The sequence below is a fragment of the Cyclonatronum proteinivorum genome, from assembly GCF_003353065.1.
Classification (GTDB): Bacteria; Bacteroidota; Rhodothermia; order Balneolales; family Cyclonatronaceae; genus Cyclonatronum; species Cyclonatronum proteinivorum.
In genome coordinates this window covers 643,896-661,774 of the sequence record NZ_CP027806.1, presented here as the reverse complement: position 1 = coordinate 661,774, position 17,879 = coordinate 643,896, and the positions used below count along the sequence as shown (strand labels likewise).

Sequence of the window (17,879 nt, the reverse complement as noted above, 5' to 3'; positions counted from 1 at the left end):
GTCTTTTTTCCTTCGACACTTTCAACATGAACCATCCATCAGAATTTAACCTCAGCTGAGTTCAGGCGTCTCCCATTTTTTTACAGGCGAAGCCACCCCTTCCCCTACCGCACCTGCGAGCTGCGATAGTTCCGGTTCGAGCGTTCGGATGCGCAGGGAGTTAAGCGTTACAAAGAGAGAGCTGAGAATCATTGCGAGTATGGCGAAAAAGGGGTGCAGCAGACCCGCCGCGGCAATACTCATGCCTACAATGTTGTAGATGAGCGCCCAAAAGAAATTGAGGCGGATTTTCCGCTTTACCTTGCGTGCAAAACGGAGCGCAACGGGCAGCACCATCAGGTTGGGGTGCAGCATAATAATATCCGCGGCTTCTTTCGCTGCCGATGTGCCATTCGCCATCGCGACGCCGACATCAGCTGCGCCGGATGCCAGCATATCGTTGGTGCCGTCTCCTACGAACATCACCCGCTCACCTTTTGCCCGGTAAGCCCGAACCATGCCGAATTTATCTTCGGGCGACTGACTGGCGCGGTAGTTGGTACCGGCAGCCCAGTCCGGCGGCAGACCCGGGTCGCCGGTGAGGATGATGGCCGGAATGCCATCGCTACTCAGGTTTTTCCAGACCCGTGCGAGCTGTGCTTTGGGCGGCTGCCAGAACCGGAACCGGAGCCGGAGTTCACCATCCTCAAACAAACCCAGCTCACCCGGCTGCAAATGCGGCGCACTTACGGGATGGGTATGGTTGACCAGCAACAAATTTTTCCCCTGCCAGCGGCCCTGCAGACCAAGCCCCGGCAGCAGTTCGGTTTGCTGTACCGGTGCCGGATCGAGACCCGTTTGCTGCAAAAAGCTGCGAATAGCCCTGGCCATCGGATGCTGTTGCTGCGCTTCAAGGCCGCCGGCCAGACAAAGGCTTTCCTCTATCGGAAAACGATCCGGATTACCGCTTTCCGGATTGGTGAGACCCAATCCTTCGGTAAGGGTTCCCGTTTTATCAAATACCACCCGGTCAATGTCGGAAAGGCGCTCAATGGTTTGACCGCCGCCTAACACGAGCAATCCGCTGTCCTGCAGCCGCTGATTGGCAATCCAGACTGCCGCCGGAGTTGAAATGGAGAACGCGCAGGGGCAGCCAATCAGGAGTACGGCCAGGGTGTTGCGCAGGGCAATCTGCCAGTCTGCGGTGTTCACGTAGTACACAAGCACGGCGGCAGCGGTGAGCATTACAAAGCCAAGCAGCAGACTCGCACCGCGGTAGGCCATGCGCTCGTACCGGCCCGGCTGATAGCGGTTTTCGCGTACTTTTCGCAGATACTGCTGCAGGGAACTTTCACTAAAAGCGGCGGTGACCTGAAGGATGAGGCCGCCGTCAATGCTCAGGCTTCCGGCGCGGATGCGGTCGCCGGCTTGTTTCCGCACCGGCTCGGCTTCTCCGGTGAGGTGCGCTTCATCCACCAAACCCTCCCCGCCTGTTACGATGCCGTCCAACCAGACCTGCGCACCGGGCTCGGCAAAAATGGTTTCACCTGGCGAGACTTCAGAAGCCGGCTGCCGCACAGCAGTGCCGTTTGTTCCCTGCACCAGCACTTCGGGGGGCGTTTCATCGGCAAAACTTTTCCCGTAGGCCGCAAGCTTGCGTTTGAAGTGCGCATCGAGCAGCAAGCTCCCGATGTAAAAGGTGAGAATCATCGAAGCCGTCTCAAAGTAGGGCTCACCCAGGCCGGTGAAGACACTCCAAACGGAAAGTCCGTAGGCGGCCGTGGTTCCGGTAAAGATGAGGCTTGCGAGGCTCAGTTGCAGCGCACGCAGTTCACGCCACAGGTTTGGGAGGAAGGAGGAACCCAGCAGTAGCAGCACGCCTGTCCCCAGCACAAAATTGACCCATCCGAGAAAAACCGGCGCACGTTCTCCTTCAAAGAAAATGGTGATACTGATAAACACCTGAAACATCGAAAGCACGAACGCAAACACCCAGCGGAGTACCAGCAGTTTATATGCCGTGGGTGCGGCAACTCGCTTCGGTCCGCCGTCAGCGGTTTCCATGCCCAGTTCATACACCATTTTGCATCCGAAGCAGCAAAACAAATCACGTTTGCTTTGGGTGTAGTCCTGCACCGGCAGGCCGCAGTGTTTACAGGCAGGCATGTCTTTCTTTTTTATTCTCTTTCAGGCAGGGAGCGCTCTTTAATTCTTGGCCTTGGTTCAATGAATGATTTAAAGGCGTAGGGAAAGGCTCAGCCCGTACTGCGTGAAATTTTGGGTTACACCACCTCTGTCAAAAAAAGGCGTGAGGTTTCGCCGGGCGTTAAGTTCTACGCCAAACTTCAGATTTTCAGCTTTAAACTCAAACCCTAAACCGGCCAGACCAGCAATGACAAAATCTTCAGCGAAACCGGGGGTCGAATATCTTTGAGAGGTAAGCAGCTCCAGCGAGCCATCTTCTGCACCGGTTAAAAAAGTATCGATTTGGCCTGTTTTGTGACGAAATTTATACCAGAAATCCGTACCGGCAGTAAGGTAGAAATGATCTGCGTAGGGGTGGAAGCGGATGTGAAGGGGCACACCCAAATACATGATGTTGAAACCCCGCGTCATGGTGCTAAAAATCACATTCCCGGTAGGATTACCCGTTTCATCCGTTTGCGGCATTTCCGTGTCTTTAAAGGTCCAGTCAAAGAACTGATACGTCAGTCCTGTACGCAGGGCAAGTCTTGGATAGAAATACCAGTTCAGGTGCACATGGAGGCTGGCACCCGCTTTGTAGTCCAGCTGATCGTTACGTGCAGCAAAATCAGAACCAGAATAACTGATGGTCTGATTAGTTACGGAAAATCCGAGCCACAGATCAAATGGCTTTCCGTAAATCGTCTGTGCCTGTACATCCTTCACACAAACCAGGCAGCATACGACTATTAAAAACCCGCTTAGGTACTGCATGATCTGTCTTTTAGTAGTTTTCTTTGTATTCATGCTTATATCCAAAATCCGTGCGTTCAAAATCTGTGGTTTCCGTCACAAAATTGCGATTAACAAAAAGCTGAGCAGTGTAAGGATAAGAAGATTTGAACAGATAAAGCAGCGCTTACATCCTTAAAATGAAAGTCCGCAGCTGCCGGAGCAAACTGCGGACTTTTTTATTCCTCTCTGTGATGAAAAACCTGCAAAGCCTGACCTGACCTTATCAGGAACAATTCAGCCCGCGATGAGAGCCGTGCACTACAACGCCTCGGCCGTTGGTTCGGGCAAGTCAGCCTCAATGCGTGCAGCAGTTTCGACCAGCGTTTGCGGGTTATAGGCTCCGCTGATATCAGCTGTGAGCTCTCTGATTCGAGCCACACGGTCCGGGTCGATTTCGCTGCCTTCGTTGCCGAATGCGTTGCGGATATAGCTCACTACCGCGGCAATCTCGAAATCATCAAGCTGCCGGGCAAAGCCGGGCATGACACCATTGTAGGTCGCCCGCTCGCGCACAAGCTCACCCTGCAGTCCGTTAAGGATCATCAGTACAGATTTATCCGGCTGTTCGACCACCCATTCGGCACCGGCAAGGCTCGGAAATACGCCTGCAATACCCTGTCCGTTCGCCTGATGACAAGCCTGACACACCCGCCCGTAAATGCGCTGCCCTTCCGTAATCAGGTCAAGCTCAATCTCCTCCACTACCTCAGAAGGCGGTGCCGTAAAAAGTACGTGCGCGCGGTCTGAAACTTCGCCGAGATACCGGCCAATGTAGAAAAAGCCAAAGGCGAAGGTGAGTATGATCACAGCGTACATCCAAACCGGACCGCGTTCGTTGCCTTCTTCGGGCAGGGGCTGTTCGCGGAATGCAGCAGAATGGATATCCTGCATGCTGCGGTTATCTTCCCGGTCCTGGAAATTTGCGTTATTTTTATTCTGATCGCTCATTTTAGTCCACTCCCGGGGTTTCCTGGTTCAAAGAAAGAAGAAAAGCAACGAGATAGCGTGCTTCATCGGTGGGGATTACTTTTTTACCCGGAATCTGATATTGCGACGGCAAATTTATACCCTGCCGACCGGGCCGGGCGTCTTCATTAACCACCTCAAACAGCCACGGGAAAGGCGGCATGATGGAGCCCTGTAATACCGATCGCGGCTGATACAGGTGGGTCAGGTGCCAGTCTTCGCTGGGTTGACGCGCACCGATATTCGACAGGTCCGGTCCCGTTCGCATGGTACCAAGCAGGTGTGGCGTAAGGTTGCGGTAATCCTCAACCTCTGAAGCTCTGCCCCACCCGCGTTGGGCGTCGGCCCCGAAGCCTTCGGGCCGTACCTGCATACTGTGGCAGTAAATACAGCCTTCCCGCACATAAATTGCGTGACCCTGTACGATTTCGAAGGTATTTCCGAAATCTACTTCCTCAACGCGGGGGTCAATAACGAGTTTGGGAAGTATGGTGAGACCGACCATCGCAGCTGAAAACATGGCTACGATGCCGAAGAGAAGAATCCAGTTGCGTATCATGAGCGTGCCTCCTTCAGGTTAGGGTTCCAGCTTTTGGGTACATCCGGTTTCAGGCCGACTTTCGCCACAATCCGGACAACCAAATACGCGAATATCAGATGGCCCGCAGTTAGCATGACGCCGGCAACAGAGCGGGTAATGAGATAGGGAAGGGTCATCGTCACGGTATCGGAAAAGGATATATCCGGGTTGTTCATGGCCAGTCCCTGCAATACGCCGCCCACCTGCAGCGGGAAGGTGTAGAGTATTATTCCCCCGGCTGTGAGCCAGAAATGCAGTTTGATGAGTTTGGATGACTGCCACTCCCAGTTGGTGAGCCGCGGCAGAATGTAATAGCAGGAGCCGAACAGCATCATGGTTACAAAAGCGTACATGCCGATGTGTGCATGCGCCACCACAAAGTGTGTAAAGTGAATCACTTCATTCACAGACCGTAGTGCCTGTATGCTGCCCTGCAGACTCACAAAAGTGTAGCTCATAGCCGCAAACACCACAAAGCGAAGTGTTGGCGAGTATTTCACGGCGCTAAATGAGCCTACGATGGTCATGTGATGGTTCACCGCTACTACCACAACCGGGATGATCATCATCACGCTTGCTGCAATGGAAATGGTGATAAACCAGGTAGGCAGGGGCGATCCGATAAGGTGATGAAAGCCATTCCAGTTGTAGAACAGGGCCAGGCCCCAGAAACCAAGCAGGGAGAGTCCGTAGCTGTAAATGGGGCGGCCGATTACTTTCGGGATGAAATAGTAGGCGGCGGCAAGTCCGATGGGTGTAAACCACAGGCCCAGCGCATTATGTGCGAACCACCAGTTCATACCCGCCTGCACGGTCGGGGTGTTGAAAATGGGCAGGGAAGAAACCGCTCCCAGCAGCGGCAGCCAGAGGAAGGCGGCAATCAGATACCAAACCGAGACATAAAGGGTGTTCACGTTCCGGTTGAACAACATCAGCATGGCCGCGATACCTATCACGAGGATACACCAGACAATCACGATCATGGTGCTCACGGGAAACTCCAGCCATTCGATACCGCGGCTGAAACCGGCCAGAATCTGCACGCTACCCACAAGCAGCGCAAGATTCCAGATGGCGGTAACGCCGACTATGTAGGGCCGCATGGGGATGGCGATTCGCAGCATGCGGCTCAGCAGCCACAAGGCTACGCCGGCACCGGTCATGGAAGCCCAGCCATACACCATGGTGTTAAGGTGAAGCGGACGTACCCGGCCAAAGGTCAGAAACGACCACTGACCCAGCCAATCCGGGGCGTGCATTTTAACGGAGGCGATCAGGGCAAGAACGGAGCCGAACAGCAGCCAAAATACCCCTGATACAATCAGGAAAAGGACTACATTTCGGGCCTTCTCGTCTAAAAAACGAATTGACTGTTCACTCGAGTCAATTTCAGAAAAGTGGGTTGTACTCATAAATTATTTGCTTGATGGCGTTTCTTCATCAGGTTTAAAAAGCTGATCTGTAGGTTCACCGGCGGGTTCTTCTTCATTGAAAGGCAGCTGCGCACCTTTGTTGATGTCATCAAACTGACCTGACATCCAGGCCCAGCTGAAGAGTGCGATTCCGCTGAGAATTATCAGCAGCGAGAACAGCAGCAGTATCCAGATACCGCCGTGTACAGATATGGATTGTTCAAGTAGCATATACCCTTTATATGGGGTTCAAAATTTTACGTACCGTTTCCCCGGACATTCCGGGCGTCTGGCGGGCAGTGCGTGCATGGGGTCTGAGGGTTACCGGTTCAAGCCAGACACGCGTTCTGATTATCGGGTATCTGTAAAGGGGGCCTGATGAGCGCTTGATACAGCACACAGGTTCCGGTTTCTAAGCTGGAGCGATAGCCCATGCACATGCCCCGGAACAGGCCTGCATACCCGATGTAGTAAACTTACTTATGCCAGAAACTGCGGAGGTGCCAAAGGCGGGCTGTAGGGCACCTGAATACAATCACACTGAAGGATAGTGGTAAGCAAACGTTCTGATTCAGCACGGATCACAACCGGAATAAACACCAGCGGGATAAATACCGCGTGATTATCCAGGTTCAGGAGATCCGGCATTTGCGGTTTTTCATGAGGAAGTGTTGTATGTTCAGCTGCCCCATCCACTGTTGCGATCAGTGCGGAAAGCATTGATACAACCGATGCGGGGTTCGCTTCCGAAGCTTGCTGTGCTTCGGCTTCACATAAACACGGCAGGGTAACCGCATACTTGTTGTGGAATAAATCTGAAACACAACCCGCGCCAAGCTGATACTGCACCATAGGCAAAACCGGCTGAACCAGCAGCACCAGATAACAGGCTAAAAAAAGAAGGGCGCGAAATTTCAAAACAGACTTGTCTCAATAGTAAAAAGGATACATCATAATTTAAATAAGCCTGTCGTAAATGTCCAATGAAGCAGGATTCGGCACCGTCTTTTCCGTGCCCGTTCAACTGTATGCAATAAAAGACCTTAGCTAAAAATCCGTACGACAGAAGGTCCTGAATATTCAAACTTAAAACAGAAAAGGCCACCCGAGGGCGGCCTTTTGCTGTGCAAGTAGGTGTTTCGATTGAAGTACGAGTTGTGCTTAGTCTTCGCTCATGAACTTGCGAAGGACTGTCTGCAAGATACCACCATTTTTGAAATAATCCACTTCTACCGGTGTATCAATGCGGCAAATGGTTTTGAAGCGTGACACTTTACCGTCGAAATCAGGCTTTTCGCTCTTGCTTGCGGTAACCCAAACTTCCTGACGCGGCTTCACATTATCATCGACTTCAAAGGTAAAGTACTCATCACCGTCGAGTCCCAGGGTGTCGGCATTCTGACCTTCTTCGAACTGAAGCGGCAGTACGCCCATGCCCACGAGGTTGGAGCGGTGAATACGCTCGAAAGACTCTGCGATAACGGCTTTCACACCAAGCAGGTTGGTGCCTTTGGCCGCCCAGTCGCGCGATGAGCCGGTTCCGTATTCCTTACCCGCCAGTACCACAAGCGGAGTGCCTTCTTTCTGATAATCCATAGAGGCGTCATAAATGAAGCGCACTTCACCGGTCGGGAAGTAGGTCGTGTAGCCGCCTTCTGTGCCAGGGGCCAGCTGATTTTTCAGACGCACGTTGGCAAACGTACCGCGGGTCATCACGCGGTCGTTTCCGCGACGGGAACCGTAGGAGTTGAAGTCTTTGCTTTCCACCCCGTTACCAACAAGGTAGAATCCGGCCGGCGTATCAGCTTTGATAGATCCTGCAGGCGAGATGTGGTCGGTTGTGATGGAATCGCCAACCTTCACGAGACAGCGCGCATTTTTAATCGGCTGAATCGGCTCAAGTTCCGCACCCATATCCACGAAGAAGGGCGGTTCCTGAATGTAGGTTGAATCTTCCTTCCACTCGAACAGTGCGCCACCCGTAATCGGGATGTTGTTCCACTCTTCGTTGGAATCAGCAATACCATCGTACATTTTGTGGAACAGATCCGGACGCACCGCATTATCGAGATGCTCCAGAATCTCGTCGGTTGTCGGCCAGATTTCCTTCAGGAACACATCCTTGCCGTCTTTGTCCTTACCGATGGGCTCGGTTACCAGGTCGATATCGACCGTACCGGCGAGGGCATAGGCCACAACCAGCGGCGGTGAAGCGAGATAGTTGGCTTTCACATTGGGATGGATACGGCCTTCGAAGTTCCGGTTTCCGGAGAGTACGCCGGCAACAATCAGATCGCCTTCTTTGATGGCGGCTTCAACGGGCTCGGGCAGCGGACCTGAGTTTCCGATACAGGTCGTACAGCCGTAGCCTACGAGGTGGAAGCCCAGTTTGTCGAGCTCAGGGGTGAGCCCGGCTTCTTCGAGGTATTCGGTAACAACGCGGGAACCCGGCGCAAGCGATGTCTTCACGAAAGGCGGCACTTTGAGACCGCGCTCGTTCGCTTTTTTCGCCAGAATACCGGCACCCAGCATAACCGAAGGGTTGGATGTATTGGTACAGGAGGTGATGGCAGCAATAACGACATCCCCGTGCTTCATATCTACGGTCGTACCGTTTTTGAAGGTGCCTTTGGCGGCAAGCTTCTCTTGCTCAAGGGCAAAACCGCTCGTCGGCTCTTTGCTTGTGAGGGAGATGTTGAATGACTTCTTCATTTCATCAAGCGGCACACGATCCTGCGGGCGCTTCGGTCCGGCAAGCGAGGACTCTACGGTAGAAAGGTCGAGGTGCAGGTTGTCGGTAAAGAGCGGATCGGTCATGCCGTCTTCGCGGAACAGACCCTGTTCTTTGGTGTAGCGCTCTACCGTATCCACCAAATCATCGGAACGACCGGTGCGGGACATGTAGCGCAGCGACTCCTTATCAATCGGGAAGAAGCCCATGGTTGCGCCGTATTCGGGCGCCATATTCGCAATGGTTGCGCGGTCGGGCAGGCTCATGCTTGAGAGGCCGTCGCCGTAGAACTCAACGAATTTACCAACTACGCCTTTCTTGCGCAGCATTTGAGTTACGGTAAGGGTGAGGTCCGTTGCGGTTACGCCTTCCGGCATCTGACCGGTAATCTTGAAGCCGATCACTTCGGGAATCAGCATGTAAATCGGCTGACCCAGCATTACGGCTTCCGCTTCGATACCGCCCACACCCCAACCTACGATACCGAGGCCGTTGATCATGGTCGTGTGAGAGTCGGTTCCGACAAGTGAGTCGGGGTAGAAAATGGTTTCGCCATTCTCCTGACGGCTCCAAACCGCCTTGGCGAGGTACTCGAGGTTCACCTGATGCACGATACCGCGGGCAGGCGGCACAACGCTGAAGTTTTTGAAAGCCTTCTGACCCCAGCGCAGAAACTCGTAGCGCTCACGGTTGCGCTCAAACTCGAGCTCGCGGTTGAACATAAAAGCAAAGTCCTGACCAAAGGCGTCAACCTGAACCGAGTGATCAATCACGAGATCGACCGGTACCACAGGATTGATTTTCTGAGGATCACCACCTGCGCGGGCCATCGCAGAGCGGAGGGCGGCGAGATCGACTACGGAAGGTACGCCGGTGAAATCCTGCAGGACTACACGGGCCGGTTTAAAGGGGATTTCTTCCTGAGCCGGATTTGCTGCATTGTAGCCTGCGAGCAGCTCAATATCTTTTTCTCTTACTACATAATCGTCATATTCACGAAGTACGGATTCAAGCAGTACTTTTATGGAAAAAGGAAGACGGTCGATGTCTCCAATGCCTTCCTTAGCGAGCGCGTCCAGCCGATAGATGACACCCGAACCACTTTTGGTTTTTAGCGTGGCGCGGCTGCCTGCAAAATTTTTCATATTGCTCATAATATTATTTCCCGGAATTGAAATGATTGCGGTGATTACTTTTTTGAACGAAGTTCCTGAAAATCAACATAAGCAGATGGCACTGTGTATGTAAGAAAACCCCTTTCCGGGTTTTGCCGGTAATTTATCCGGCTAACAGCACCATCAATTGTGTTGCCAATAACAGATCCTTAAAATAACGATTTATGGGCGGATATTCCCAACACCAATTAGCGAATTTTCGCTGATGGACTAAAATTTGCTCAAGCCTGCCCTATTTAGCCTGAATCAAAATAACCTGCGCCTTTTGGTCCGGTTTTTTATAGGGTGATGCTAAAGTGCCCCAAGCCGGCTATCAGAGGTGAACCCGGCCTTCGTGCTCAGGTTTTTGGTGCACCAAAGTTTTACGTAGCCCCGAAACACCAAAAGCAAGGGACCAATCTTAGGTTTGGGAGTTCACAAGCTACGACGAAACCATTGATGCTCTCGGAGTTTTACCCAAAAAATAAAAAAGCCCCTGATTGATACGGCAGCGTGGCTCCGACTGACCCACATTTTCCATAACAGCCGGGTTGGTACGGGTTAAAAAAACTTCACCCCGAAAGCGTATGCTCCGGGGTGAAGGGTACCGTTCTGAGAGGTCAGTCCGGTGCTTCTGTCGGGACAACCTTAAAGAAGCGTCCGGCACCGGGCCACCTAAACCCGGCTTTTCTGTTTACTCATCTGAGGGCAGCTGATGTTGCCGGCGGAGCTGTTCAGACTCGCGGCGTATGAGCTCCATGCGGCTCATTGATTCTTGTTGTATCCGATCTTCGATACCAGGGACAAGTTTTGCCTGTATCACAATAATGAGTTCACGCTGCGTGTGCTGCACCGTTTCAAAGCCGAACAGGTAGCGAAGGCCAAAAAACCACGGGGGCAGGTCTTTGAGCAGCGGTACGCCACGCCGTACAGTACTTTGTTCGGTTTCGTACAGTCCGGCAATGGCGGTTGTTTCACCGTCAACAAGCAATACCTTGGTGGTTGCTTCCTGCTTGTTGATAATAGTACTTACGGCATCAGGCTGGGCCGAGCTTCTTTCGGCCATGACTTCCATGTAGATAAAAGGCACATCATCGGTTGTGATCAGCCAGGGGGTTACGGTGAGAATGGTACCGGTGCTGTAAAACTGATCGATGATATTGCCGGCAAAGTCCCGCTGTTTGATGGAAAAATCCTGCCCGACCTGAATGCGTCCGACTTCCCCCTCCATCACTTTGATGGTCGGTGAGGACAGTATTTCACCTTTGTTGATGGCTTCGAGGGTATTCAGGAGAGCATCAACCTGCCATTGACCGGTTCCGACCATCTCACTGATGTTCACCCCGGCTGAAAACTGCGCTTCGCTCACCGTGCTTGCGCCAAGGCTGGCAACTTCCACGATACCGTTCCGGATGGCCGACCAGTTCACCCCGATTTCCCGGAGGAAACGACGGTCGCCCTGGAAGAAGGTTGCCGAAATTTCGATTTCACGGGTATCCGCATAAATACGCCGTGCGGGTGCCCTTCCGCGCTCAGCGGCTGCCTGCGCCGCAGGTACTATCCGGTCGCGGACTTCAATCCGGTCGGGCAGGGTTACGACATCAAGCTGATTGTAGTTGGCAATTAGGTCGAGTGTATCAAACCAGTGCAGACCGGGTATGCCCAGTCCGATGGGTCCGGTGAAGCTGCTCATGTTAAGAATAACACGGTTATCGAGTCTGGTGGAAAAGTCGCTCAGAATACGCACGGCATGGTCGAAACTCAGGTTGCGGTCAAGTACAACCACAGCATTGTGCGGCGTGAACTCCCGGATGGGTAGCCGTTCCTGCGCCTGCACAGATGCCGCGGGCATGAGCATGAGCGCGCTAAAAAGCAGCAAAACCATCACGCGTACACAAAAGATCTGGCGGAACATTTTTTGATATTTGAATTTGTTTTTCATGGGTTTATCCTCAACGTTACGCGTTCGATGATGCCGCCTTTGTTTAGCAGGAAGGTCGCTTCGCTTCGCTCTGCCGAAATGCTTTCCAGGTAGCCCAGATGCACCCGCTCACGCAGCTGAAGCCGCCTGAGCTGATTTCCCTGATCGTACAGGAAGATGGCCTGATCGGTGATGGCCTGCAGGCGGGAGCGCTCCGGTTCGATCAGATTGTTGGCATTGGGCGCTACACCGTGAATGAGCGGGAAGAAGGGGTTGTGCGGGAGTTCACCCCGAATTTGCTCGGCGTAGGTCGGGATCACGTTCCTGCCGCCCCGGTTGTAGAAAGCAGCGAGGTTCATCCGGAAGCCAACTTCATGGAGGTTATCCTGATTGCTGGTAGGCCGCAGTTGCAAGTCAGTGATGCGTACTGTCGGGCTTGAATGCTCAACGGTATAGATAAAATCACGCAGCTGCCGGTAGTCAGCGACACCGTCCACATTAAACCGCATGCGTCCGTAATTACCCTGTGCAGTGCTGTCAGAAAATGTGAAGTTCATAAACACGGACCCGCGGTCAGCTAAGCGCAGGTAATCGTACAGGTGCGGGAGTCTGTGGCTGGGAAACAGGGTTTTGGGGTAATGGTCAATACGGTGTGTAAGGGTCTCGTTCTGTTCAAAAACTTCCGTAAACCGAACAGCAATGGCATTCAGCCTTAAAAACTCGGCCCGCTGGACCTCATTTTTTTCTTCTATCTCGCCTAACTCCTTATAGCTGCCAAAATAAAGCCACAAACTGCCGATGCAGATCATCAGTAGAAGCGTTGCTGCAAGCAGAAGGGTATTCCGCAAACTGTAACTCATTGCTGACCTCCTGCAAGGGTGTTTTCACGGGGTGGTGGCGGTGGCACAACCGGGTTGAAGTCAGCGGGGTCGCGTGTAATCCGATTCACAATAATTCTGAAATTGTAGAACTGACGATCTCTGATTTCTACCGCTGATACCTGTTGAACACCGGCTTCATAAAACAGATTAGCCACAAGAGGTATATTTTGACGAAGCATGGTTGTGCCTTCCAGAATAAGTACATTGTTGCTGTATTGCATGCTGGTGATCCAGGTACTCCGAATTTCAGGAAGGCCTGCATGCAGCATTTCAAGGGTGGTACTCCACATCCGGGTGCCCTGACCGAGTTCTTCCATCTCTCCGAGCTGCCGTAAAAGCTGTGCATTTCTTCCGTCAAACTCCCTTACGGTATCAGCAATGCCACGGGCCTCGAAGAGCTGCATTTGCAGCAACTCGGCCTCCCGCCTCGCATCATTAAGCTGGAACTGCGTGCTGTGGTACAAATTATTCACTACTATGGGTACGGCTGCAATACAGATGAGTAACATCACACCGTGCCATTGAAGCTTAAATATTTTCTGACGGTCTTGCACGTGTCTGGGAATAAAGCTCATTCCCTGCGTTAGATTGCTCGGTTTACCCCAGGCTGCGAGTACAGCTCCTGCAATCGCAGGAGGAACCTGCTGCTTAAGTGAAGGGGCCGTTTCTATGCGCTCATGCTGATCCGCTTTTAGGATTTTGCAGGGGAGCGACATAAATGTGGACTCAAAGATATCCATAAGCAGTTCTTCAGCCCCAATACCATCGTTAATGATAATTTCACTGATGAACTTTACATCCCCTTTCTCGAGCTCCATCAGCATCCGGCTGAAGACCTTGTTCGCATAAGCCGAAACCTGATTCACCCGCGGAATAAGGGGCATAGCAGACTGAATAATCCCGTTTTTGATAATGGTGATTCGGGCTGATGACACCCCAAAATCAATGAGTATACTGCTGCCCTCCTGTTCCTCCGCTTCTCCTTTTTTATTTTTCACTTCAACATACTGCATGAGGGCGACTTCTTCAGGCAGGCAGGCCCTCAAAAAATAAGTCTGCTGACGGGTGTAGTTGAGCCGCTCAAGCAGTTCCAGCAACAGGATGCTGTCAGGGCAGCTTCCGATGAGCACCTTGTTATCCGTGGTATGTACCCATTTGTAGGTATCAGGTTCTGGCATCTGCTGGTTATAAACCCGGGAAAGGCGGTCTTCAATGTAGGCAGCCTTTTGCTTTTGCGATTTAAGATCAGGGGGAATGCTGAGGGTAAACCAGGATGTGCTGCCGGTAGGCATCACAAAAGCAAGGTTGATTTTTTTATCGTTGAACTCGATGAACACGCGGTCGAGCGCACTCACCACGGTCACCATTTCATCATCCTGAGTGTTTTCTGATCCTACAGTCCAGCTGTCTGACCCTTCATCTCCGTCGAGGTCAAAGCCCAAATCTTCCAGCGTATCAAGGGTGTCCCCATTAGACTTTGCAGAAGCAGCGGCAGCAGCGGCACCAACAAGTTGTTCCTCTTGCTCCTCAAATCCAAAAACATCTTCGGTCGTACTTCCGCCTTCAAGCTCTTTTTCCCGTCCCGACAATAGCCCGCTGAGATCGACCTGCCTGATTGCCACAGCTTTGAGCACTTTGCCGTTTTTTTCGAACCGGACAACCTGCAAATGCTCATCATTCACTTTGAGACCGTAAATAATTTTGGGCTTAAACATTAGGCGTCAAGGTTAAGAAGTTCGCGGATGCGGGTTTTGTTGTTCGCATAGCCTTTGGCATTTTCAAGCGTAATTTTACGCTCCAGATACAACCGTTTCAGATCCTGTTCGAGCGTAACCATCCCAATGGCACCGCCCTCATTTATCATCTGATAAATCTCCCCCAGATTGTTGTTTCTGATGGCGGCTTTAACCGAAGGTGTTGCCAGCAGTACTTCTTTGGCAAGCACCCGCTTTCCGTCGGTGGAAGGAACGAGTTTCTGACTGATGACGCAGGTGAGTACATCCGCAAGCCGGTTCCGCACCCGCTCCTGCTGATTTACATTTACCTCCCCGATAATCCGGTCGATGCTTTCCGTGGCAGATGCGGTGTGCAGGGTCGAAAAAATCTTGTGCCCGGAATCGGTTATTTCAAGCGCGGTTTTGATGGTTTCTTCATCGCGAAGCTCCCCGATCATGATGATATCCGGGTCCTGTCGCAGCGATTCCACGGCTCCGTGCCGGAACGACCGCACATCCCGGCCCACTTCGCGATGGCGCACGATGCATCGTTTGGATTTATGCACCAATTCAACCGGAGAAGCAATAATTACAATGTGGGCATCGCAGGTTCGGTTGTTGGCATCAATGATGGCATCAAGGGTGGATGATTTTCCCGAGCCGGTAATTCCTGTCACCAGGGTGAGGCCGTATTTGATGTAGTTCAGGCTCAGTGCCCGCGCAACCTCAGGGTGAAAACCGAAAGATTTGAATGGCCGGATTTCTTCATTGATCTTTCGCATGTTCAGGGCGATGTGATTCAGGTCTTTGTAGATGGTCGCCCGGAACCGCTGTTCCCTGCCGTTTTCGAGAATAATGGAGTAGGAGAAATCAATGCTGTGCTCGTGCAGCAGCTTTTCAATCTGCCGGTCAGTAAGCAGGTTAAGCAGGTACAGATCTGTTTCGGCCAGATCATAGGTTTCCTCCCGCACCGGCTTTTTGTCACCGTGGATACGGTACCAGACATACCCGGAACAGCCGCTTCCCCCCATATCGATATCTGACGCTTCAATATCAAGCATTGCAAGCAGCAGACTTTCCATGTAAGTCCGCATCTGTTGCCTGATGGAGTCGTTTTGCCTGCCGAGAAACTCCTGATAGAGCTCAATCCTGTTATCGATGGGCACATGAAAAGGAATATTCAGGCTTTCCCAAACCGGGGCGGGTCGTGTTTGTAGTACCATGGTGAGTCTCCTGTCAGGCTATCCATTTTTAACACCTCAAATCAGGTGTTAATGAGTCGTAGCCTGCATCTGCCTTTTAAGTAGTAAAAAATTAATTCCATTGGCTTACCTGAAAAGCCATCTCAGTGATATCGAAGTCAAGGTCCGGGGGATCCATTTCCCAGTCTTCGTCATAAATAACGCGGGTGTCGCCACCCATAAAAAATGTATTAGCAACCACTGCACCCCGTACTCTTCCGCTGCCTTCAAACCGAACATGTGCATTGGGTGCGTAAAGTACACGTGATATGGCTGTGGCGTCGCCGCTTACTATCACGCTGGTCCCGCCCGTAATTATGTGGCCCGTAAATCCGCCCGAATTGGCAACACGCACATTGGCTGTTTCAGCAAAAAGGTGCCCTCTGAAGCGGGTATTTCCCCCTACATTCACCTCTCCTGAACCACTGTAAAACATCATTACATCGCTTGCAGCATTGTTATTTACGGTACTGCTTCCTGTTAGCGTAAAGCTGTTTTGCACGTAAATCGTAAGCGAACCACCGCCAAGAATATGGATATGTCCCTGGTTTATGGTCAAGTTGTTGACAAAAAGCTCCCGGTGCTGACCGCCGGTTTGGATGTAAAGATGGGTGTCATTTTCAAGGCTAACCTGATTCAGGAATAACCCATGATAGTCAGAAGGCAACAGGGTCTGTGTCATGATACCGGTCAGGTGAACTGACGTACCGGTAGGGTTTCCTACGGGGAAATCAGGGAATACGGGAAGCGGATAATCACGCTCTTCCGGAAGCACCAGAATATTCCCGTCCACATTGCCGCCGCTATTGGTTTGATGCACAACGCTTGAAGGTAAACCACCCGGCCCAATCGAGAGAGAACCTTCAACCCGCGGCGACCATGCAAAGAAGACACCGCTGTTGGAAATCGTATTGGTACCGGCAGGCCCTAAAATGCGGGCGCTGCCCTCCATTCGGATGGAATTTCTTGAGAATACAGCCTTATCAATATTGGGGAAACTTGCTTTTTGTGCTGATGGGCTAAAACTGACGTTTACCGGATATTGCTGGTTCCCAAACACACCTATGGCCTGCAACTGCAGCAGGGTGTCCGCATGATTTTCAATTCGAAGTCTGTAGAATCCTCCAAGCTCGGGCCAGGGCTCAAAGCTGATACCATCAACCGGGAACAGGATGACATCGCCTGATGCCGGATTAAACTGTGTATCAGCACCATTCAGGATTTTCGCGACGGCTATCTGCGCAGCACTCTGAGCCACGTTTCTGGCCTGACTTGTGCTAAACGATTCTGTAACCTGGTTTTCACTAATCAGCACCTGCTGGTTTATGTTAACCGTATAAATGGCAATAGCGAAACTAAGGGCCATTACCAGTATGAGCGCATAGTTTCCCATAACAGACTCCTTTTAGTTTAGAATGGCGTTGCGCAGGAAAATATCACGTGTTGCAAAAGCCCGGTACCGGTGCGTACGGGTTCCCGGCTCCATTTCAGGCGTACTTTCTGTATTAATATGTACCCGCAGGATGGCCTGCGGCTGCCCCAAAACAGACACCATTTCAAAAACCATTGCAGAGAGCATCAGGTTGTACTGATAGGTGCTGATACTGTTGGTCCCTGCTTCTGTAACCTGAACTTTCATAAGGCGGGCGTCGCGGAATATCACAACGTTATTTCCCTGAGCGTCGAGGTAGCTGAGCGAATCAGCCGCAGCAAGCTCAACCTGCCGGATATCCCGGGCGTATTCCTGAAGCAGCAACACTCCCGTATCGGCGCGGTTCTGCAGGTCTGCCATGACCTGATTTTCTACGGAGGAATCCATCATCTTGAGCTGCACATTAAAAATCAGAAGAATGAGCAACCCTACGATGATTTGCGGTACTATGATTTGTGTGAGTGCATGCATGATTATCTCCTGTTAATAGTTGCACGTGTTTCTGCTTCCGCCTGAAAGAATTCGTTTTGCCTTGAAAAAACCTGGATGTGGGCAATCCGGCCTGTAATCCCGAGCGGCAGGGTTGTGTCGGGGGTAAGGCTGATGATGGCAAAAAGGCTATCTCCAAAAAGGGTAACTCTCGAAAAGCGTTTTTGCGGATCGTTGATGTTGTTCATGCCCCCCAATAAGGCATCAAGCTGATCAAACTCTTCAGAAGCACTAAATACCAGTTCTGTTAATGATTGGGCATAATTGACGGCCTCGAAACGAAGCTGGTTTTCAATCGTTTCTGACAGTGCCAAAATGTAGGTACGATTGAGGGTAGTCGTTACAATCATAAGCAGCAGAAGGGCACCAAGTGCGAGTAAAAGCTGATTGGCATTCATG

General features: G+C 51.8%; 15 protein-coding genes. All 15 read right to left on the bottom strand.

All coding sequences use genetic code 11. The features are described from left to right. Nucleotides 1-51: 51 nt before the first annotated feature. The 15 genes from CYPRO_RS02485 to CYPRO_RS02410 all read right to left on the bottom strand — a co-directional run bounded on the left by CYPRO_RS02485 (nucleotide 52) and on the right by CYPRO_RS02410 (nucleotide 17,878). Nucleotides 52-2,145, bottom strand: coding sequence for a heavy metal translocating P-type ATPase (locus CYPRO_RS02485; protein ID WP_114983123.1), 2,094 nt, complete (start codon nucleotides 2,143-2,145; stop codon nucleotides 52-54). Nucleotides 2,146-2,214: 69 nt separating this feature from the next. Beyond that, nucleotides 2,215-2,970, bottom strand: coding sequence for an outer membrane beta-barrel protein (locus tag CYPRO_RS02480; RefSeq protein WP_114983122.1), 756 nt, complete (start codon nucleotides 2,968-2,970; stop codon nucleotides 2,215-2,217). 246 nt (nucleotides 2,971-3,216) lie between these two features. Further along, nucleotides 3,217-3,906: a c-type cytochrome gene (locus CYPRO_RS02475; protein WP_114983121.1), complete on the bottom strand. Its 690-nt coding sequence runs from the start codon at nucleotides 3,904-3,906 to the stop codon at nucleotides 3,217-3,219. Nucleotide 3,907: 1 nt separating this feature from the next. After that, nucleotides 3,908-4,483, bottom strand: coding sequence for a cbb3-type cytochrome c oxidase subunit II (locus CYPRO_RS02470; protein WP_114983120.1), 576 nt, complete (start codon nucleotides 4,481-4,483; stop codon nucleotides 3,908-3,910). Further along, nucleotides 4,480-5,916, bottom strand: coding sequence for a cbb3-type cytochrome c oxidase subunit I (locus tag CYPRO_RS02465; RefSeq protein ID WP_114983119.1), 1,437 nt, complete (start codon nucleotides 5,914-5,916; stop codon nucleotides 4,480-4,482). Before CYPRO_RS02465 ends, CYPRO_RS02470 begins: the two co-directional genes overlap by 4 nt. Before the next feature lie 3 nt (nucleotides 5,917-5,919). After that, nucleotides 5,920-6,147, bottom strand: a complete 228-nt coding sequence (ccoS, locus tag CYPRO_RS02460; RefSeq protein ID WP_114983118.1) for a cbb3-type cytochrome oxidase assembly protein CcoS — start codon at nucleotides 6,145-6,147, stop codon at nucleotides 5,920-5,922. Nucleotides 6,148-6,396: 249 nt separating this feature from the next. After that, entirely contained in the window at nucleotides 6,397-6,768 is a 372-nt protein-coding gene (locus tag CYPRO_RS02455) for a hypothetical protein (protein ID WP_114983117.1), read from the bottom strand. 309 nt (nucleotides 6,769-7,077) lie between these two features. After that, nucleotides 7,078-9,801, bottom strand: coding sequence for an aconitate hydratase AcnA (gene acnA, locus CYPRO_RS02450; RefSeq protein ID WP_205730343.1), 2,724 nt, complete (start codon nucleotides 9,799-9,801; stop codon nucleotides 7,078-7,080). Nucleotides 9,802-10,495: 694 nt separating this feature from the next. Further along, nucleotides 10,496-11,716: a type II secretion system protein GspD gene (locus tag CYPRO_RS02440; RefSeq protein ID WP_164682471.1), complete on the bottom strand. Its 1,221-nt coding sequence runs from the start codon at nucleotides 11,714-11,716 to the stop codon at nucleotides 10,496-10,498. Between the two features lie 23 nt (nucleotides 11,717-11,739). Then, the gene (locus tag CYPRO_RS02435) at nucleotides 11,740-12,582 is read right to left on the bottom strand and encodes a hypothetical protein (protein ID WP_114983114.1); all 843 of its coding nucleotides are present in this window, start codon (nucleotides 12,580-12,582) and stop codon (nucleotides 11,740-11,742) included. Further along, nucleotides 12,579-14,318 (bottom strand): hypothetical protein, encoded by a 1,740-nt coding sequence (locus CYPRO_RS02430; protein WP_114983113.1) that lies wholly within the window; start codon nucleotides 14,316-14,318, stop codon nucleotides 12,579-12,581. Before CYPRO_RS02430 ends, CYPRO_RS02435 begins: the two co-directional genes overlap by 4 nt. Next, a complete protein-coding gene (locus tag CYPRO_RS02425) occupies nucleotides 14,318-15,541 on the bottom strand; it encodes a type IV pilus twitching motility protein PilT (RefSeq protein ID WP_114983112.1) in 1,224 nt (407 codons plus the stop codon). The genes CYPRO_RS02430 and CYPRO_RS02425 overlap by 1 nt, the downstream gene beginning before the upstream one ends. Nucleotides 15,542-15,632: 91 nt before the next feature. Beyond that, complete coding sequence (locus tag CYPRO_RS02420; protein ID WP_114983111.1) at nucleotides 15,633-16,952, bottom strand: DUF7305 domain-containing protein; 1,320 nt, start codon at nucleotides 16,950-16,952, stop codon at nucleotides 15,633-15,635. A 12-nt stretch (nucleotides 16,953-16,964) separates the two neighbouring features. Then, nucleotides 16,965-17,462 (bottom strand): hypothetical protein, encoded by a 498-nt coding sequence (locus CYPRO_RS02415; protein WP_114983110.1) that lies wholly within the window; start codon nucleotides 17,460-17,462, stop codon nucleotides 16,965-16,967. Nucleotides 17,463-17,464: 2 nt separating this feature from the next. Beyond that, nucleotides 17,465-17,878, bottom strand: a complete 414-nt coding sequence (locus tag CYPRO_RS02410; RefSeq protein WP_114983109.1) for a hypothetical protein — start codon at nucleotides 17,876-17,878, stop codon at nucleotides 17,465-17,467. Between the last annotated feature and the right edge of the window lies 1 nt (nucleotide 17,879).